20 protein-coding genes are annotated in these 18,968 nt (G+C 66.0%); 16 read left to right on the plus strand and 4 right to left on the minus strand.

The genetic code is table 11. The features are described from left to right. Positions 1-12 precede the first annotated feature (12 nt). Positions 13-1,044: a sodium:calcium antiporter gene (locus KUV49_RS21125; protein WP_222452856.1), complete on the plus strand. Its 1,032-nt coding sequence runs from the start codon at positions 13-15 to the stop codon at positions 1,042-1,044. 57 nt (positions 1,045-1,101) lie between these two features. Here the strand turns inward: KUV49_RS21125 and crtC are convergent, their stop codons facing one another. Both crtC and crtD read right to left on the minus strand, forming a co-directional pair. After that, positions 1,102-1,980, minus strand: coding sequence for a carotenoid 1,2-hydratase (crtC, locus tag KUV49_RS21130; protein WP_261391716.1), 879 nt, complete (start codon positions 1,978-1,980; stop codon positions 1,102-1,104). Then, positions 1,977-3,524, minus strand: coding sequence for a 1-hydroxycarotenoid 3,4-desaturase CrtD (gene crtD, locus KUV49_RS21135; protein WP_222452857.1), 1,548 nt, complete (start codon positions 3,522-3,524; stop codon positions 1,977-1,979). Before crtD ends, crtC begins: the two co-directional genes overlap by 4 nt. Before the next feature lie 96 nt (positions 3,525-3,620). Between crtD and KUV49_RS21140 the strand changes: the two genes are divergently transcribed. The 15 genes from KUV49_RS21140 (at position 3,621) to KUV49_RS21205 (ending at position 17,730) form a co-directional block, all read left to right on the plus strand. Then, positions 3,621-4,490: a polyprenyl synthetase family protein gene (locus KUV49_RS21140; protein ID WP_222452858.1), complete on the plus strand. Its 870-nt coding sequence runs from the start codon at positions 3,621-3,623 to the stop codon at positions 4,488-4,490. A gap of 105 nt (positions 4,491-4,595) precedes the next feature. Continuing rightward, positions 4,596-5,636 (plus strand): methyltransferase, encoded by a 1,041-nt coding sequence (locus tag KUV49_RS21145; RefSeq protein WP_315899581.1) that lies wholly within the window; start codon positions 4,596-4,598, stop codon positions 5,634-5,636. Between the two features lie 136 nt (positions 5,637-5,772). After that, positions 5,773-6,714 (plus strand): chlorophyll synthesis pathway protein BchC, encoded by a 942-nt coding sequence (gene bchC / locus KUV49_RS21150; protein WP_222452860.1) that lies wholly within the window; start codon positions 5,773-5,775, stop codon positions 6,712-6,714. Then, positions 6,711-7,715: a chlorophyllide a reductase iron protein subunit X gene (locus KUV49_RS21155; RefSeq protein ID WP_222452861.1), complete on the plus strand. Its 1,005-nt coding sequence runs from the start codon at positions 6,711-6,713 to the stop codon at positions 7,713-7,715. Before bchC ends, KUV49_RS21155 begins: the two co-directional genes overlap by 4 nt. Beyond that, positions 7,702-7,836, plus strand: coding sequence for a hypothetical protein (locus KUV49_RS21620; RefSeq protein ID WP_261391649.1), 135 nt, complete (start codon positions 7,702-7,704; stop codon positions 7,834-7,836). Before KUV49_RS21155 ends, KUV49_RS21620 begins: the two co-directional genes overlap by 14 nt. Then, positions 7,833-9,395: a chlorophyllide a reductase subunit Y gene (bchY, locus tag KUV49_RS21160; protein ID WP_222452862.1), complete on the plus strand. Its 1,563-nt coding sequence runs from the start codon at positions 7,833-7,835 to the stop codon at positions 9,393-9,395. Before KUV49_RS21620 ends, bchY begins: the two co-directional genes overlap by 4 nt. 124 nt (positions 9,396-9,519) lie before the next feature. Continuing rightward, positions 9,520-11,016: a chlorophyllide a reductase subunit Z gene (gene bchZ / locus KUV49_RS21165; protein WP_222452863.1), complete on the plus strand. Its 1,497-nt coding sequence runs from the start codon at positions 9,520-9,522 to the stop codon at positions 11,014-11,016. Further along, positions 11,009-11,233, plus strand: a complete 225-nt coding sequence (pufQ, locus tag KUV49_RS21170) for a cytochrome PufQ (protein ID WP_222452864.1) — start codon at positions 11,009-11,011, stop codon at positions 11,231-11,233. Before bchZ ends, pufQ begins: the two co-directional genes overlap by 8 nt. Before the next feature lie 133 nt (positions 11,234-11,366). Further along, positions 11,367-11,516, plus strand: a complete 150-nt coding sequence (pufB, locus tag KUV49_RS21175) for a light-harvesting antenna LH1, beta subunit (protein WP_057794645.1) — start codon at positions 11,367-11,369, stop codon at positions 11,514-11,516. A 13-nt stretch (positions 11,517-11,529) separates the two neighbouring features. Continuing rightward, positions 11,530-11,697, plus strand: a complete 168-nt coding sequence (gene pufA / locus KUV49_RS21180; protein WP_152493186.1) for a light-harvesting antenna LH1, alpha subunit — start codon at positions 11,530-11,532, stop codon at positions 11,695-11,697. 110 nt (positions 11,698-11,807) lie between these two features. After that, on the plus strand, positions 11,808-12,647 hold the full coding sequence (gene pufL, locus KUV49_RS21185) for a photosynthetic reaction center subunit L (protein ID WP_152493185.1): 840 nt from the start codon (positions 11,808-11,810) through the stop codon (positions 12,645-12,647). A 3-nt stretch (positions 12,648-12,650) separates the two neighbouring features. Then, positions 12,651-13,637, plus strand: coding sequence for a photosynthetic reaction center subunit M (gene pufM, locus KUV49_RS21190; RefSeq protein WP_152493184.1), 987 nt, complete (start codon positions 12,651-12,653; stop codon positions 13,635-13,637). Between the two features lie 3 nt (positions 13,638-13,640). Next, positions 13,641-14,735, plus strand: coding sequence for a photosynthetic reaction center cytochrome PufC (gene pufC / locus KUV49_RS21195; protein WP_222452865.1), 1,095 nt, complete (start codon positions 13,641-13,643; stop codon positions 14,733-14,735). A 104-nt stretch (positions 14,736-14,839) separates the two neighbouring features. After that, the gene (gene dxs / locus KUV49_RS21200; RefSeq protein ID WP_222452866.1) at positions 14,840-16,768 is read left to right on the plus strand and encodes a 1-deoxy-D-xylulose-5-phosphate synthase; all 1,929 of its coding nucleotides are present in this window, start codon (positions 14,840-14,842) and stop codon (positions 16,766-16,768) included. 161 nt (positions 16,769-16,929) lie between these two features. Further along, positions 16,930-17,730 (plus strand): MauE/DoxX family redox-associated membrane protein, encoded by an 801-nt coding sequence (locus KUV49_RS21205; RefSeq protein ID WP_222452956.1) that lies wholly within the window; start codon positions 16,930-16,932, stop codon positions 17,728-17,730. Between the two features lie 6 nt (positions 17,731-17,736). Here the strand turns inward: KUV49_RS21205 and KUV49_RS21210 are convergent, their stop codons facing one another. Both KUV49_RS21210 and KUV49_RS21215 read right to left on the minus strand, forming a co-directional pair. After that, positions 17,737-18,273 carry a putative glycolipid-binding domain-containing protein gene (locus KUV49_RS21210; RefSeq protein WP_222452867.1) on the minus strand — a complete coding sequence of 179 codons (537 nt, stop codon included), beginning with the start codon at positions 18,271-18,273 and terminating at the stop codon, positions 17,737-17,739. Between the two features lie 225 nt (positions 18,274-18,498). After that, on the minus strand, positions 18,499-18,801 hold the full coding sequence (locus KUV49_RS21215) for a DnaJ family domain-containing protein (RefSeq protein WP_222452868.1): 303 nt from the start codon (positions 18,799-18,801) through the stop codon (positions 18,499-18,501). Positions 18,802-18,968: the final 167 nt, after the last annotated feature.

Raw genomic sequence — 18,968 nt, forward strand, 5'->3', positions numbered from 1 at the left:
GGTTGAGCGGTCATGCTCGGTGACCTATCCCTGACTGCCAACCTGATCGTTTTCGCCGGGGCGGCGCTCGTCATCCTTGTCGCGGGGACCAAGATGACCGGGATGGCGGACCGCATCGCGGACCGCACGGGATTGGGCGAGGCGGTGACCGGAGGGCTGTTGCTGGGGGCCGCGACGTCGCTGTCGGGCACGGTGGTGTCCGTCACGTCGGCGCTGGACGGGCGCGCAAGCCTGGCCTTTTCCAACGGCATCGGCGGGATCGCGGCGCAGACGGCATTTCTGGCCTTTGCGGACCTGATCTATCGCCGGGCGAACCTCGAGCACGCCGCGGCGGATGTGGCGAACCTGTTCCAGAGCACGTTGCTGATGCTGATGCTGGTGGTTCCGCTGGCGGCCTTCGTGATGCCCGATGTGGCGTTCTGGTCGGTGCATCCGGCCTCGGTGGTGCTGGTGGGCCTCTACCTGTTTGGCGCCTATGCCAGCGTGGGTATCCGGCAAAGCCCGATGTGGCGGGCCGTGGACACGAGGGAGACGCGCGACGACCAGCCCGAGGACGACGAGGACGCGCAGAAAAGCGCGGTATCGCTTCTGGTGCCGTTCGCGGCGCTGATGGTGCTGCTGGGGCTGGCCGGCTATGCGATTGCGCGCTCGGCGGGCGCGCTGACCGAGCAGCTGGGATTGTCCTCGGCTTTGGTTGGCGCGTTGATGACCGCCGTGGTGACGTCGTTGCCCGAACTGGTCACCACGCTGGCCGCGGTAAGGCGCGGGGCGTTGCAGCTGGCCGTGGGCGGGATCATCGGGGGCAACACGTTCGACGTGCTGTTCCTGACCCTGTCGGACATCAGCTATCGCGACGGGTCGCTGTATCACGCGATCGGCACGGGAGACCTCTTTTGGGTCGTGGTCGGGCTGGCGATGACCGCCGTGCTGTTGATCGGGCTGATCCTGCGCGAAGAGTCGGGCCCTGCGAACATGGGGTGGGAGAGCCTGACGATGCTGGGGATCTACGGCGGGGCTGTCGGTTTCCAGGCGTGGAGCGGGTAGAGGTGCCGATTTCTTGAAAAGAAATCGGACCGAAATCTTTTCAAGATTTCGACTGCGTCAGGTGTCGGGGAAGCGCCAGTGCGTCCGGCGTGGCACGCGGACGGCCAGCATGGGTTTCAGGAATGGCGACCGGAACCGCTTGAGATCGAGCGCCTCGTGCACGCCGGTGGTCTGTTCGCCGTCGATCACGCTGCGCACGGCGGCGCGGGCGTAGAAAGGCGCGTCGAGCATGCGTTGCACCTGGGTCGGGGTATGGCCCGGGTCCGCGCGGCCTTCGCGGTAGAGGCCCCAGGCGGTCCGCTTCATGCGGGTTTTCGGCGGGGGCGTGACGATCCGGGCGTCACCCTGTTCATTGAAGCGGATGCCAAGACCCAGCTGAGAGCCGTCGAGGCGGGTGGCGTCGTAGAAGCATGTGCTGCCCGTCCCGGTTGGGAAGCGGCCCCAGGTCCAGTAGGTGAAATCCTGCTCCAGCGCGCGGGTGCCGAAATTGGCGTCGAAATAGCCGTGGCCGTTCCATTGCCAGCCGGGCGCGTCGAGATCGACCTCGATCCGCGCGGTGGGGGCGAAGGGACGCCAGACATGGGCGCCGTCGGGCGTGAGCGGCAGTTCGACATTTGTCATCGCGGAGGGCGTGACGGTGACGCGCCCCCGGACGCGGGAGACCATCGGCGGGGCGCCGATCTCGTCGATGTCGATGACGAGTTGGCCGTTTGTCCAGTGCAGCGAAGACGGGCCGACGGTGAAGCTGTCCGCCGTCTGGCGCAGGGCGCTGCTGCCCCGGTCGGTCATGGTGAAGCGCCCGCCGGGGCCGTAGGTGGCGACGTTGATGCAGACGTGGTTGTCCGGGTTGCGCCGCCCGGACCAGGCGTACCAGGGCGAAAACACCGAGCCGATGAAGGCGATGATCGAGATGGCGCGGCCGCCGCCATCCTTCAGGCCGTCGACATACCACCATGCGTAGCCGTTGGGCGGGACGGCGAGGTTGAAATTGGGTCCGTCAGTATCGCCTCGGCCGCATGCCTGCCGGAGAGGGCCGCCATCGGCACCCCCGCCCCCGGATGCACTCCGCCGCCCGCCAGGTAGAGGCCCTTGACCGTCGTCCGGGCCGTCGGGCGCTGGAAGGCCGCCATCGTGCCATGCGGGCTTTGCCCGTAGAGGGATCCGCTGCTCTCGGGAAACAGTCGGTCGAAGCCCGGGGGCGTGGTCAGCGCGTCCGGCCCCGGCAGCGGATCGAAGTCGAGGCCGAAACGGGCCAGCGTCCGGAAGGTGCGTGTCTGACATTCGGTGAACTCCTCTGGGCCTTGCGGGTCTTGCAGGGGCGGGGCGTTGGCGATGATCTCGAAGCGTTCGAGGGTGGGCGGGGACGCGGGCAGGCCGCGATCCATGGCGCAGACATAGAGCGTCGGATCCGGGACGCGGCGGCCTTGCATCAGCGCATCGAATTCGGGCCTGGGGTCGGCGCGGAAGAAGACGTTGTGATGGGCCAGGTCCGGGCCGGACGGCCTGGCGGCGAAGGCCCAGACCTCGGCCGAGAGGCTGCGGGGGATTTCGGTGGTCTGTGGTGCGATGCTCTCGAGGCCGGGACCGAACGCGCCGGTGGCCAGCGCGCGCGGGTCGCCGTTGAAGACGACCGCGTCGGCGGGCAGGAAGGTGCCGCCCTGAAGGGTGACTCCGATGGCGCGGCCTTTCTCGGTGAAGATCCGGTCGACATGGGTGTCGTAGAGGAACTCGCCGCCGCGGGTCGTGATGGCGTCGGCCAGGGCCTGCGCCAGCCGGTGCAGTCCGCCCTCGACCACCCAGACGCCCGAAACCTCGGCCTGCCAGATCAGCGCCAGAAGGGCGGGCACGTGGTAGGGGGAGCCGCCGACATAGGTGGCGTAGCGGCCGAAAAGCTGAACGAGGCGCGGATCGCTGAAGCTGGAGTCCAGAAGTTGCGCCAGGGTCTTGTTCGAGGCCATCTGGCGGATCAGGTGCGGATGGCGCAGCACGTGGGAGGTGAGTGCGGCCAGCGTCGGTTCGGGCGACTGCATCACCGGGGCGTCGAAGCCTTCGAAAAGGGCGCGGGCGCGGTCGGAGAATTTGCGCATCTGCCGGCCCGCGCGCGCCCCGGCGAAGGCGGCCACGGCCTTGATGTTGGCATCGGGGTCGTCGAAGAGATCGAGCGTGCTGCCGTCGGGCCAGAAATGCCGGGCGAGGAGGTGTTGCCGGTGCAGGGTGACGTGATCCGTCAGCCGGGTGCCGAGAGCGGTGAAGAGATCCTCGAACACCGGGCGCATGGTCAACACGGTAGGGCCGGCGTCGACCGGACCGGCGGCGGAGGGCATTGTGCGCATCTTGCCGCCGGGATGGCCGTGGCGCTCCAGCACGGTGACGCGCAGCCCCGCGCCGGAGAGACGCGCGGCAGTGGCAAGCCCGCCGATCCCAGCACCGATGATGACGGCGTGGGGCGCGCTGGTACCCGGATCGCGAGACCTTGTCATGTACGGGATTGTTGACTCGAAACCTCAAAGTGTCCAGTGTGGTTTACATAACATATGTCGTCATGTTGTGACATATGGCCTGACAAGGAGCGACCCATGCCCCTCTCGCAGCGAATTGACGCCGCCGTTCTGCGCGCGCTGGACATGACGCAGGGGAAGGAGGCTCCGGCGCAGCTCGGCGAGGCGTTGAGATATGCTTGCCTGCCGGGCGGGGCGCGCATACGGCCGACGATCCTGATGTCGGTGGCGCAGGCCTGTGGCGACGACGCGCCGGCGCTCAGTGATGCGGCGGCGGCAGCGCTGGAGGTGATCCATTGCGCCAGCCTGGTGCACGACGATCTGCCCTGTTTCGACGATGCCGACCTGCGGCGCGGCAAGCCGTCGGTGCACAAGGCCCATTCTCAGCCGCTGGCCGTGCTGACCGGCGACAGCCTGATCATCCTGGCCTTCGACGTACTGGCGCGCGCGGCCGAGGCGGAGCCATTGCGTGGCGTGCGCCTGATGCAGACGCTGGCAAGGCGGACCGGGATGCCCGGCGGCATCTGCGCGGGACAGGGCTGGGAAAGCGAACCGGAGGTGGACCTGGAGGCCTATCACCGCTCGAAGACAGCGGCGTTGTTCATCGCGGCGACGGAAATGGGGGCGGTTTCGGCCGGCCACGATGCGGAGCCGTGGGGCGACCTTGGTGCGCTGATCGGCGAGGCGTTCCAGGTGGCCGACGATCTGCGCGATGCGGTCCTGGACGAGAAGAGCCTGGGCAAGCCCGTGGGGCAGGATGACCTGCACGGGCGGCCCAACGCGGTGGCGGCCTACGGGGTCGAGGGCGCGGTCGCGCGGCTGAAGGACATCCTGGCGGGAGCGATCGCGTCGATCCCGTCCTGTCCGGGCGAGGCGGCGCTGGCCGAGATGGTGCGTCTGCAGGCGCAGGCCATCATGCCGAAGATGCCCGCCGGTTACCGGGTCTAGCGGCCCATGGCGGTGCGGGACCCCGAGATGCGGTCACGTGCCGGACTCTCGGGCTGGCTGAACCGTCTGATTGCACGGCCGCGATTTCAGAGCATCGCAGGCGCATTGCCTTTCGGACGCGGCATGGCGCGCCGGGAGGGGGCCGGGATCTTCGATCTGCTTCAGGGTTTCGTGGCAAGCCAGGTCCTGATGGCGTTGGTCGACACCGGCATTCTCCGGGCCTTGCTGGACGGGCCGCGCAGCGCCGAGGCGCTGGGGTTTCGCCATGACGTGCCGACCGACCGGATGGATCAGCTGTTGCGCGCGGGCGCGGCGCTGGGCCTGCTGAAGCGGCGGCGCGACGGGGCCTATGCGCTGGCCCGGAAGGGGGCTGCGATCCTGGGCGTGCCGGGGCTGGAGAACATGATCCGGCACAATGCCGAGTTCTATGCCGACATGGCCGATCCCGTGGCGTTGCTGCGCGGGCAGGGCGAGACGCGGCTCGCGCGGTTCTGGCCCTACGTGTTCGGCGCCGAGGGCGAGGTCGCGCCGGGGGTGGCGGACAGGTATTCGACGCTGATGGCCGAAAGCCAGGTGCTGGTGGCCCGCGACACGCTGACGATGCTGCCCCTGAAGGGCGCGCGGACGGTGATGGACGTGGGCGGCGGATCGGGCGTGTTCCTGTCCGAGGTCTTGCGGCGGAACAAGGCCGCGCGGGGGATCCTGTTCGATCTGCCCGAGGTGATGCCGCAGGCCAGGGGTCGATTGAGCGAACCGAGCCTGGCGGAGCGGGTCGTGCTGCAGGGCGGCAGTTTCAGGGACGGCCCCTTGCCGCGGGGGGCGGACACGATCTGTCTGATCCGCGTGCTTTACGATCATGCGGACGACACGGTCGAGGGTTTGCTGGGCAGGGCGTATGCCGCCTTGCCGCCGGGCGGACGGCTGATCGTGTCGGAGCCGATGTCGGGCGGCGATGCGCCCGAGCGGGCGGGCGACGTCTATTTCGCCTTTTACACGATGGCGATGGGGACCGGGCGCGTGCGCTCTCAGGCGCGAATTGCAGAGATGTGCCGCGCGGCGGCATTCGGGGATGTGGTCACGCCGAAACCGATCCGTCCCTTCATCACCACCGCGCTGGCCTGCCGCAAGCCCGGCGGAGCGTCCTGAGGCCGCCTCGGCAAGGTGATTCGCTGTAAAGTGTAAAGTTTAGTTGACACATTAGTATGTCAGAATAGACTAACATAAAGCCGGATCGTGCCCGTCATGGCCCGACTCACACGCAAGCAGGGGGGAGTTCAGACAGTTGGAAACGCGCGCCGTCTTCCTGAATGGTCCGAAAGACCTGCACCTCGATACGCTGTCGCTCAAGCGGCCGGGCCCTGCGGATATCGTCGTGGACATTGCGCATTCGGGGATCTCGACCGGCACGGAAAAACTGTTCTGGACCGGCGAGATGCCGCCCTTTCCGGGGTCGGGTTATCCGCTGGTGCCGGGCTACGAGGCTGCGGGCGAGGTTGTCGAGGCCGGACCCGACAGTGGTTTCAGGACAGGTGAGACGGTGTTCGTGCCGGGGGCGGATTGCTTCGACGGCGCGTTCGGGCTGTTCGGCGGCGCGGCGAGCCGGTTGGTGACGCCCGCCCACAGGGTCACGCGCATCGATTCGACGCTGGGGGCGCAAGGCGCGCTGCTGGCGCTTGCCGCCACGGCGCGGCACGCGATGGCCGGATTGGACAAGCGCGTGCCCGAGCTGATCGTCGGGCATGGCGTGCTGGGCCGGCTTCTGGCGCGGCTGACGATTGCCGCCGGGGCGCCGGCGCCCGTGGTCTGGGAAACCGACCCGGCGCGGCGCGGTGGCGCGGAAGGTTACGAGGTGATCGCGCCTGAGGCCGACGCGCGCCGCGACTATCGCGCGATTTACGACGCCTCGGGCAATGCCGGCATTCTGAACGACCTGATCGGACGGCTGACCAAGGGCGGCGAGATCGTGCTGGCGGGGTTCTATCCCGGTGGCTTGAGCTTTGCCTTTCCGCCCGCCTTCATGCGCGAGGCGCGGTTGCGCATCGCCGCGGAATGGGCGCGCGAGGACCTGGCCGCCGTGGGTGCGCTGCTGGACAGCGGTGCGCTGAGCCTGGGGGGGCTGATCACTCACAATGCCCCGGCCGAGCAGGCCGAGGACGCGTACAGGACGGCCTTTGAAGAGGCATCGTGCCTGAAAATGATACTCAACTGGAAGGACGCAGCGTGAAGGACGATGTTCCGAACCTGAAGGATTTCGACAAGCGCCTGCGGGACGAGGCCGGCGAGGAGCCGAGCCTGGAAGTGCCGCAGGGCGAGCCCACCAGCAAGACGCAGATCATCGCGATCTATGGCAAGGGGGGGATCGGCAAGTCGTTCACCCTGGCCAACCTGAGCCACATGATGGCCGAACAGGGCAAGCGCGTGCTGCTGATCGGGTGCGACCCGAAATCGGACACGACCAGCCTGCTGTTCGGCGGCAAGGCCTGCCCGACGATCATCGAGACTTCGACCAAGAAGAACCTGGCCGGTGAGCAGGTGAAGATCGGCGACGTGTGCTTCAAGCGTGGCGGTGTCTTTGCCATGGAACTGGGCGGCCCGGAAGTGGGGCGCGGCTGTGGCGGACGCGGGATCATTCACGGGTTCGAGCTGCTGGAGAAGCTGGGCTTTCACGACTGGGACTTCGACTATGTCCTGCTGGATTTTCTGGGGGACGTGGTGTGCGGGGGCTTCGGCCTGCCGATTGCCCGCGACATGGCGCAGAAGGTGATCCTGGTGGCGTCGAACGACCTGCAGTCGCTTTACGTGGCCAACAACGTGTGCTCGGCGGTGGAGTATTTCCGCAAGCTGGGCGGCAATGTCGGCGTCGCGGGGCTGGTGGTCAACAAGGACGACCATTCGGGCGAGGCACAGGCCTTTGCCAAGGCGGTGGACATCCCCGTGCTGGCCGCGATCCCGCAGGATGACGATTTGCGCAAGAAATCGGCCAATTACCAGATCGTGGGCACCGAAAAGAGCCAGTGGGGGAGCCTTTTTGCCGGGCTGGCCGAGGCGGTATCGCTGGCCCCGCCGGTTCGGCCCGCGCCGCTGGACCAGGATGGGTTGCTGGGGCTGTTCGACGACTCCGAGACGGGCGGCAGCGTCACGCTGGAGCCGGCGACGGACGAGGACATGCGCGGCAAGAACGCCGCGCCCAAGGAAAGCCTGGAGGTGGTCTATGACGACGCCTGAGCCAACCCAGGCACAGCAGTTGATCCGGGCCTGCCGGATGGTCGCGGAGGCGCGGCCCGAGCAGATCGCCCGGTTGTTGAAGGATATCGCGGCCCGGGGCGGGTCGGAAAGGGCTCTATGAGCGATGAAGTCACATATGACGACACCGCCGAGGCGGAGGTCATTCGCGGCAAGGCGCGTGAGGATGCGCCGGAGCTGACGGGTGATCCGGGGCTGGGATGCCATTCCGGGAACGACATGGAAAAGGCCGCGCGCATGGCCGGACACAGCGATCTGCTGGATCAATATGCGCGCGACTATCCGCAAGGTCCGCACGACAAGCCGCAAAGCATGTGTCCCGCTTTCGGCAGCTTGCGTGTGGGCCTGCGGATGAAACGTGTGGCCACGGTGCTGAGCGGCTCGGCCTGTTGTGTCTACGGGCTGACCTTCGTGAGCCATTTCTACGGCGCGCGGCGGTCGGTGGGCTATGTGCCGTTCAACTCCGAGACGCTGGTCACGGGCAAGCTCTTTGAGGACATCCGGGATTCGGTGCATGAGTTGGCCGATCCGGACAGGTTCGATGCGGTCGTGGTGACGAACCTGTGCGTGCCGACGGCGAGCGGCGTGCCGCTGCGGCTGCTGCCGAAGGAGATCAACGGCGTGCGGATCGTGGGGATCGACGTGCCGGGGTTCGGCATTCCGACCCATGCGGAAGCCAAGGACGTGCTGGCCGGGGCGATGCTGAACTATGCCCGCAAGGAGATCGAGGCCGGGCCCGTTGCTGCCCCTGAGGGCGGTGTCTCCGACAGGCCGACCGTCACCATGCTGGGCGAGATGTTCCCGGCCGATCCGGTGATGATCGGCCAGATGCTGGCGCCGATGGGGCTGGCCGCGGGGCCGGTCGTGCCGTGCCGGGAATGGCGGGAGCTTTATGCCGCGCTGGACTGTGGTGCTGTGGCGGCGATCCATCCGTTCTATACCGCCGCCGTGCGGGAATTCGAGGCCGCAGGGCGGCCTGTTGTGGGATCCGCGCCCGTTGGACGGGACGGGACGGCGGCGTGGTTGAGCGCGATTGGCGATGCCTTTGGCGTGGCTGCCGACAAGGTGGCGCAGGCGCAGAATGCGTTCCTGCCGGCGATCGAGGCGGCCTTGGGCGCCAAGAAAATCGACGGGACGATTACGCTGTCGGGCTATGAAGGCAGCGAATTGCTGGTCGCGCGCCTGCTGATCGAGAGTGGGGCGGATGTGCCTTATGTCGGCACGGCCTGTGCCAGGAGCCCATGGTCGGCGGAGGACGAGGCCTGGCTGGAAAGCAAAGGCACCAAGGTGCATTATCGCGCGTCGCTGGAAGACGATTGCGCGGCGATGGAGGCCATCCGGCCGGATCTGGCCATCGGCACGACGCCGGTGGTGCAGAAGGCCAAGGAACTGGGCGTTCCGGGGCTGTACTTTACCAACCTGATTTCGGCGCGCCCGCTGATGGGGCCTGCGGGGGCAGGGAGCCTTGCGGAGGTGGTCAACGCGGCCATCGCCAACAAGGGGCGGATGGACCGGATGCGCGAATTCTTCGAGGGCGTGGGGACCGGCGACACCGCCGGGGTCTGGGAAGGCCAGCCCAATGTGCGCGAGGATTTCCGGGCGACGAACCTCAAGAAGCTGGAAAAGCAGCAGAGGGCGGCGAAGGCCGCACAAATGATATGACGGCGGGATATGCACATACTTCGCCGTCCCGTGGAGCATTGCGGGATCGGTCGGCGGGGTGGAACCCCGCCCTACGCCCGAGATGTAGGGTGGGGTTCAACCCCACCATGCGCGGAGGTACCCCATGCTGATCCAGGATCATGATCGCGCGGGCGGATACTGGGGGGCGGTCTATGCCTTCTGTGCCGTGAAAGGCTTGCAGGTGGTGATCGATGGGCCGGTGGGCTGTGAGAACCTGCCGGTGACCTCCGTCCTGCATTACACCGACGCGCTGCCGCCACATGAATTGCCGATCGTGGTTACGGGGCTGGGCGAGGAAGAGCTGGGCCGGGAAGGCACGGAAGGCGCGATGAAACGGGCGTGGGGCACGCTCGATCCGGCGCTGCCGGCGGTCGTTGTCACCGGCTCCATCGCCGAGATGATCGGCGGGGGCGTGACGCCGCAGGGCACGAACATCCAGCGGTTCCTGCCGCGCACCATCGACGAGGACCAATGGGAAGCCGCCGACCGGGCGATGACCTGGATCTTCACCGAGTTCGGGATGACCAAGGGACGGATGCCGCCCGAGAAGAAGCGCGCGGAGGACGCGAAGCCGCGGGTCAATATCCTGGGGCCGATGTATGGCACGTTCAACATGCCGAGCGATCTGGCCGAGATACGCCGGCTGGTCGAGGGGATCGGGGCCGAGGTCAACATGGTGATGCCGCTGGGGGCGCACCTGGCCGAGATGCGGGACCTGGTGAATGCCGATGTGAACATCTGCATGTATCGCGAGTTCGGGCGGGGCCTGTGCGAGGTGCTGGGCAAGCCGTACCTGCAGGCGCCGGTCGGTATCGACAGTACGACGAAGTTCCTGCGCAAGCTGGGCGAGCTGCTGGAGCTGGACGCGGAACCTTTCATCGAGCGCGAGAAGCATTCGACGATCAAGCCGGTGTGGGACCTGTGGCGGTCGGTGACGCAGGATTTCTTTGCCACGGCCAGTTTCGGGATCGTGGCGAACGAGACCTATGCGCGGGGCATCCGCAATTTCCTGGAAAACGACATGGGGCTGCCCTGCGGGTTCGCGGTGGCGCGCTGCGCGGGAACCAAGACCAACAACGAGGAAGTGCGGTCGCTGGTGCACAACAAGCGCCCGCTGATCCTGATGGGGTCGATCAACGAAAAGATGTACCTGGCCGAGATGAGCGCGGGGCATGGGCCGAAGCCGGCCTTTATTCCGGCGAGTTTTCCGGGCGCGGCCATCAGGCGGGCCACGGGCACGCCCTTCATGGGCTATGCCGGGGCGACGTACCTTATTCAGGAAGTGTGCAACGGGCTCTTCGATGCGCTGTTTCACATCCTGCCGCTGGGATCCGAGATGGATGCAGGGTCGGCCACGCCGACACCGTTGCGCCGGGATTTCCCGTGGGATTCCGATGCACAGGCCGAACTCAACCGGATCGTGGACAGCCATCCGGTGCTGACCCGCATTTCCGCCGCCAAGACGCTGCGCGATGCCGCCGAGGAGGCCGCCCTGAGAGAGGGCGCCGAGCGGGTCGTGCTGGAAACCGTGAAAGCCCTTTCGCCCGTGGCCCAAGACGCCGCGGCGGATGTCCAGAAGGAGGACAACACCCATGACTGACATGACGTCCAACCCGCCCAGACGCAGCACCACGGGACGCCGCAGAACCGCGGAGTTCTGGGTGTATTTCACGCTGATCTTCTTTTGCGCGGTGCCGTTCACGACGGTCCGCTGGGTCCGCGATATCGCGGAGCGCCACACGCTGAACGTGCGCGGTCCGCTGGCGCGCGCCTGGTCCGAAGCGGACAGGATCACGCCGCTGATTTTCTCGGTCTGAGGCATGGTGCCCCGACCGAAACCCGAGCTGTATCCGCCCGACTGGGCGAGCAGACCTTCAAGGGCCCGCAAGGCCCTTGGAGAACCCGGCCGCGGGGTTCGCGGCGTCAGCATAACGTTCCGGAGGAAAGTTCATGGCTGATAACACCGACCTGTCCTTTACAGGTCTTACCGACGAGCAAGCCCAGGAGTTGCACTCGGTGTACATGAGCGGCCTTACGCTCTTCACACTGGTTGCGGTCATCGCGCACATCGCGACGTACATCTGGGCTCCTTGGTTCTGAGGAAGGAAAGAAAATGTCGAAGTTCTACAAGATCTGGCTCATTTTCGATCCGCGCCGCGTGTTCGTAGCACAAGGCGTATTCCTGTTCCTGTTGGCCGTCATGATCCACCTGGTGGTTCTGTCGAACGGCGTCAACTGGTTCGAGAATGCAGCAGCGTCCCGCGCTGCGGCGTCCGAGTGATCCAAGACAATCGTCAAACCTCGTTGCGGGCGGGTCCGCCCGCCCGCAACAAACCGAACGAAGAGTGACGGCCGGGCAGGACTGGCCGGCCGAAAACGCGGAGAGAAACAATGGCGTTGCTCAGCTTTGAGAGAAAATACCGGGTCCGCGGGGGGACACTGATCGGAGGCGACCTGTTCGACTTCTGGGTCGGGCCGTTCTACGTGGGCTTTTTCGGCGTGCTGGGCGCGTTCTTTGCGCTTCTCGGCACGATCCTGATCTTCTGGGGGGCCGCCCACCAGGGCACCTGGAACCCCTGGCTGATCAACATCGCGCCGCCCGACCTGTCCTACGGCCTGGGCGCGGCCCCGTTGATGGAGGGCGGTCTGTGGCAGATCATCACGATCTGCGCGATCGGCGCCTTCTGCAGCTGGGCCCTGCGAGAGGTCGAGATCTGCCGCAAGCTGGGCATCGGGTATCACGTGCCCTTCGCCTTCAGCGTCGCGATCTTCGCCTATGTCACGCTGGTGGTGTTCCGCCCCGTCCTGATGGGCGCGTGGGGACACGGGTTTCCCTACGGGATCTTCAGTCACCTCGACTGGGTCAGCAACACCGGCTACGCCTACCTGCATTTCCATTACAACCCGGCGCACATGCTGGCGGTGACGTTCTTCTTCACCACGACGCTGGCCCTGGCGCTGCATGGCGGGCTGATCCTGTCGGCGGCCAACCCCGAGAAGGGCGAGGTCATGAAGACGCCGGATCACGAGGACACGTTCTTCCGGGATTTCATCGGCTATTCGGTCGGCACGCTGGGCATCCACCGTGTCGGGCTGCTGCTGGCGCTGAACGCGGGCTTCTGGTCGGCGGTCTGCATCATCATCAGTGGCCCGGTCTGGACCAAGGGCTGGCCCGAATGGTGGAACTGGTGGCTCGAACTGCCGATCTGGCCATCGCAGATGGGGATATAAGACATGATCGAGTATCAGAACATATTCACGCAGGTCCAGGTCCGGGGAAACCCAGAATGGGGCATGGACAACGACAACCACATGATGGACGAGCGGGCGTTCAAGCCGCGGTTCAGCAACCTGGTGGGCTGGCTTGGCAACGCGCAGATCGGGCCGATCTACCTGGGCTGGACGGGGCTGGTCAGCGCGGTCACCTTCATCCTGGCGCTGAACATCGTCGGCTTCAACATGCTGGCACAGGTCAACTGGTCGATCCCGGAATTCCTGCGCCAGGGCTTCTGGCTGGCGCTGGAGCCGCCGGGGCCGGAGCATGGCCTGTCCATTCCGCCGCTGAATGACGGGGGCTGGTTCATCATCGCCAGTTTCCTGCTGCTGGTCAGCGTGATGACATGGCTCATTCGCAGCTACCTCTTGGCGGCGCAGCACAAGATGGGCAAGCACGTCTTCTGGGCCTTCGCCAGTGCCATCTGGCTGATGCTGGTGCTGAACCTCTTTCGTCCGATCCTGATGGGGTCGTGGAGCGAGGCGGTGCCCTATGGCATCTTCCCGCACCTCGACTGGACCACGGCGTTCTCGATCCGGTACGGCAACCTCTACTACAACCCGTTCCACTGTCTGAGCATCGTGTTCCTCTATGGCTCGACGCTGTTGTTCGCCATGCACGGCGCGACCATCCTTGCCGTCACGCGCTATGGTGGCGACCGGGAGCTGGAGCAGATCGTCGACCGGGGCACGGCGACGGAACGCGCCGCGCTGTTCTGGCGCTGGACCATGGGCTTTAACGCCACGATGGAAGGCATCCACCGCTGGGCGTGGTGGTTCGCGGTGCTGACGCCGGTGACCGGCGGGATCGGCATCCTGCTGACCGGCACGGTGGTCGACAACTGGTTCATCTGGGCGCAGGAGCACAATTTCGCACCGGCTTACGATGGCTCTTACGGCTACGAGGCTTACGGGTCTTACGAAGCCTTCATCGGCAAGGAGGACTGAGCCATGCTACCGAACTGGTTCAACAAGTGGAACTCCGACAACCCCACGAACATCTATGGTCCTGCCATCGCGGTCGGGGTCGTGGGGGGCGCGGTTCTGGTGGCGGCGTGGCTGGTGTCTGCCAACCAGTCCAGCGCCGTCGACAGCCTTCAGACCGGCCCGCGCGGCACCGGCATGTCCGTGCCGGAGTTCAAGTCGGACCTCGGCACACCCGAGCCGGGCATCGCGGGCTACATGGCCACGCGTTCGGACCCGGTGGTGCCGCAGGGTGGCGAGGAGCTGGCCGGCGATGCGCGTGAGAACGTGCCGCCGGGGCTGGAAGGGCTGACGGTGGAAAACTACGACCGGCTGCTGGCCGCGATGCGGCAGTGGACGGGCATTCCCGACCTTTTCGAGGACATGGACAACTACCAGACCTCGGTGGGCTATACCATGATCGGCATGACCCAAAACCTGAACGAGAACTGGGACGGGCATGTCAACGCCAACGCGGAGGTGGGCGTGACCTGTTTCACCTGCCACCGCGGCCAGCCCGTGCCGAGCGACATCTGGTTCGACATCAGCCCGGTCAACGAGCGGGTCGAGGGATGGGGCGCCGTGCAGAACCGGGTGACGCCGCTGTCGAGCTATACCTCGCTGCCCTCGGACGCGTTGCAGACCTACCTGGTGGATGGAGAGTCGATCAAGGTGCACGACCTCGACAGCCGCGTGGCCGGCGTGCCGGGTGTCGATGGCTACCCCGGCATCCAGCACGCGGAACGCACCTATGCGTTCATGAACTACATCTCGAACTCGCTGGGGGTGAACTGTGTCTTCTGTCACAACACCCGCGCCTTCTATGACGGGGCGCAGGTGACGCCGCAATGGGCGACCGAGACGCTGGGCATCCAGATGGTGCAGGAGTTGAACAACGACTACCTGATCCCGATCGGAGGGCTGCTGCCGGAAAGCCGGCTGGGCCCAGAGAACGGCGATGCGCCCAAGGCGGCGTGCCGGACCTGCCACAAGGGCTATCAGCGGCCATTGCAGGGCACGAACGTCATCCGGGACTGGCCGGAACTGGCCACGACCTCGGGCGAGCCGGACTACGGCGAGTAACACGTGCGGGGCCGGGCGGCGCGATGTTGCCCGGCCCCGCGAACATCGCGCTGCTTGCAGCCACTGTCGCGGGCCGCGCCGGATCTCGTCTTGAGGGGGATGCGATGCAACAGACCAGACCACACACACCGATACTGGACCGCGTGGCGGGGCCGCAGGATTTGCGGCAGATGCCCGACGAGGATCTGGCGGCGCTGGCCGACGAGCTGCGTGCCGAAGTGATTTCCGCGGTTTCCGAAACGGGCGGGCACCTGGGGTCGTCGCTGGGCGTCGTGGAACTGGCCGTGGCGATCCACTCGGTCTTCAACACGCCGATGGACAAGCTGGTGTGGGATGTCGGACATCAATGCTATCCGCACAAGATCCTGACCGGGCGGCGGGACCGGATCCGCACGCTGCGGCAGAAGGACGGCCTGAGCGGGTTCACCAAGCGCAAGGAAAGCGAATACGATCCGTTCGGGGCGGCGCACAGTTCGACCTCGATCAGTGCGGCGCTGGGGTTCACGGTGGGGCGCGACATGGGGCGGCCCACGGGTGATGCGATTGCCGTGATCGGTGATGGGTCGATCAGCGCCGGCATGGCCTATGAGGCGATGAACAACGCGGGCGCCGAGGGGCGGCGGATGTTCGTGATCCTGAACGACAACGAGATGAGCATCGCGCCGCCGGTGGGGGCGATGTCGTCCTATCTGTCCGGGCTTTACGCCAACGAGCCGCTGGCGCGGGTAAAAAGCCTGGCCGAGGGGTTCGAGGCGGCGCTGCCCGCGCCGATGCGCGAGGGGGCGAAGCGGGCGCGGCAGTTGGTGACGGGCGTGAGCCAGTCCGGAACGTTGTTCGAGGAGCTGGGGTTCGAATACGTGGGTCCGATCAACGGGCATGACATGGGGCAGCTGCTGCCGGTGCTGCGGGCGGCGCGGACGCGGGCCACGGGGCCGGTGCTGATCCATGTCTGCACGGTCAAGGGCAAAGGCTACGCCCCCGCCGAGACCAGTGCGGATTGCGGGCACGGGGTGTCGAAATTCGACCCCGAGACCGGCGTGCAGGCCAAGAAGGCGGGCGGCGCGCCATCCTATACTTCGGTCTTCGGCAAGGCGCTGACGGATGAGGCCGCGCGAGACCCCAACATTGTGGCGGTGACGGCGGCGATGCCCTCGGGCACGGGCGTGAACGTCATGGCAGAGCGGTTTCCCAACCGCGTTTTTGACGTGGGCATCGCCGAACAGCACGCGGTCACGTTCGCGGCCGGAATGGCGGCCAGCGGTCTGCGGCCGTTCTGCGCGATCTATTCGACCTTCCTGCAACGGGGATATGACCAGGTGGTGCATGACGTGGCATTACAAGGCCTGCCGGTGCGGTTCGCGATTGACCGGGCTGGATTGGTGGGGGCCGACGGGCCGACCCATGCTGGTGCGTTCGATGTCGGGTATCTTGGGGCGTTGCCGGGCATGGTCTGCATGGCCGCCGCCGACGAGGCGGAACTCACCCACATGGTCGCCACGGCGGCAGCGCATGATGCCGGGCCCATCGCCTTTCGCTATCCGCGCGGGGCGGGGACGGGGGTAGCCCTGCCGGAGCGCGGCGAGGTGCTGGAGATCGGCAAGGGCCGCGTGCTGCAAGAAGGAGGCGACGTGGCGATTCTGTCTTACGGTGCGCATCTGGCGGAATGCCGGGCGGCGGCTGCGGTGTTGGAGGCCGAGGGCGTGTCCGTCACGCTGGCCGATGCGCGTTTTGCCAAGCCGCTGGACATGGACCTGATCCGGCAGCTGGCACGGCATCACCGGGCGCTGATCACTGTGGAAGAGGGTGCCATGGGCGGCTTCGGTGCCATGGTGCTTCAGGCGCTGGCGGCGGACGGCGCGTTCGACAGGGGGCTGGCGATACGGACCATGCACCTGCCGGACCGCTATATCGACCAGGCAAGCCCCGACGACATGTATGCCGACGCGGGTCTGACGGCGGCGGATATCGCCGCAACCGCGCGTGCGGCAGTGGGCCGGGCCGCCAAGGTGGTGCCGCTGAACGCGGTGGGCTGAGGCGCTTTCGGATCTCTCAAGGTCGAGGGGCCGGCGTTCGTCGCCGGAACCAACCGGCTGTCTTTCTGTTGAGTCAGTGAGTTGCGAAGCGCCTGCGCAAGGCGTGGCGTTTTGCCCTGAAACGCGCAAGCCGAAAGGCATTCAAGATGACATCCACGGACATGATCGACGGCCCAGACACGGCCCGTGCCAAAAGCGAGGGGGGTGAAAAGACCGCGTCGCTGTACAGGATGGTGATGCCGGGGCATCTGTGTCCCTTCGGGCTGAAGTCCCTGTCCATGCTGAAACGGCGCGGATACCGGATTGACGACAATCCCCTGACCACGCGCGAGGAGACGGACGCGTTCATGGACGCGCACGGGGTCGAGACCACGCCGCAGACCTTTATCGACGGTAAGCGGATCGGCGGGTACAGCGAGCTGAAAGAGCATTTCGGCTATCGCGTGCTGAAAGAGGGCGAAACGACCTATACGCCCGTCATCGCGATCTTTGCCAGCACCGCACTCATGGCGCTGGCCATCGTGCTGAACTTGTACGAAGGCTTCCCTGTGCTGACGTGGCTCAAGTGGTTCTTTGCGGGCTCGATGGTCGCGCTGGCGATCCAGAAGCTTCAGGACCTCGAAGGTTTCGTGAACGGGTTTCTGGGCTATGACCTGCTGGCGCAGCGCTACGTGCCTTACGGCTATGCCTATCCGTTTGCCGAACTCTACGCGGGTGTCGGGATGATGGCGCTGATCGGGACCGGCAGCGCCTTGGTCTGGCTGGTGGCGCCGGTGGCGATATTCATCGGGACGGTCGGCGGCTGGAGCGTCTTCAAGGCCGTCTATATCGACAAGCGCGAATTGACCTGCGCCTGTGTCGGCGGCGGCTCGAACGTGCCGTTGGGGTTCATCTCTTTGACCGAAAACCTGGTGATGCTGGGCATGGGCCTCTGGATGCTGGCAGGCCAGGTGGCCGGTTAGCGGGCGTCAGGCCTGTGCCGTCCACTGGCCCGGCTGCGATTGGACGATGCCCTCCTCGTCGACAGTAAATCGCGAGGTCGTGCCCGTTTCGGCGGTGTCCATTTCGTAGGTGTCGCCCGCAACACGTCGAAGGACAAGATTGAGCGGCGTCAGTCGCCCGGTTTCGACATCCAGCCTTGCGACGAACAGTTCGGTTTCCTTGCCGACGTCAAGGTGCAGGCGGCGGATCGGCAATGTGAGCGTCGCGGGCGTGAAGCCCAGGTCGATGTCCTTGGCGCCGGTCACGTCCGGCATGGGCGTGTCGTTCAGCGTCCATGTGTCATCCTTGGCGCGACGCGCGATCAGCCGGGATTTCCTGCCGATGCGGGCACGCCGCGTGGTGCCGTCTTTCCGGGCGCGGACGCGATAGCGCAGCACCTCCCCATCCGAGCCGGTTGACGATCCGTCGATCAGGTAGCCGCCTTCGGCATCGGCGAACCGGCAGGCGTCGTTTCCGGTGCCGTCCTCGCGCAGCCAGAGAATTGCGTGTGCCCCTGCGATCATGATGCGCTCTCCCGTTTTGAGTGTATCCTAGCATGACGCGTACAGCGCGACACGAAAAAGGCCACCTTGGGGGGCAGCGCCTTACGGCAAGTGCTGAAGCAATTTCCATTGCGGCCGCATCGTGGCCCACATCCCTTTTCGGACAGGCCACTTGACGCAGTCGTAGAGGGGGAGGTCAGGTCATGCTGTCTCGAAAATATCTGCGACAGCAGCCCGTCCGACAGGCTAGTCGTATCGCTTCCACGTCTCCATTTCGATCGCCTTTCGGGTTTCGAGTGAAGAGATCTCGGTCTGGATGGCCTTTCGTTGCGCTGGTTCAGTCGCCTCGGTCAGCCGCTTGCGGGCCTCGCGGATGCGGCTCTGAATGTCGCTGAAGGGCGTCATCCCACCACTCTCGCCATACACATGCGCGAAAGGGTCGCTGTTCAAATTGCTCGGCGCAATAGGCTTCCCGGCGCCTGGCAGGTTTTCAAGGTCGCCGTTGTTCTGCGCTCGTTTGAACGCTGCATCGACAAGCAGGCTGAACATGGTGGAACGCTCCTGAGGCTGCGACACATCGCTGTGTCACCCGTGATTTATGAAGTCGTTGAATCGACCACAAGTCGACGCGACGATTTGCCCAACCTCCGGTTGCTACGCGCGCCGACTCCTCCGTCGAAATTGTCTGCTCCAGCAACATTTGCCGTAAGAGGCCG

Source organism: Roseovarius atlanticus, assembly GCF_019802205.1.
Classification (GTDB): domain Bacteria; phylum Pseudomonadota; class Alphaproteobacteria; order Rhodobacterales; family Rhodobacteraceae; genus Roseovarius; species Roseovarius atlanticus_A.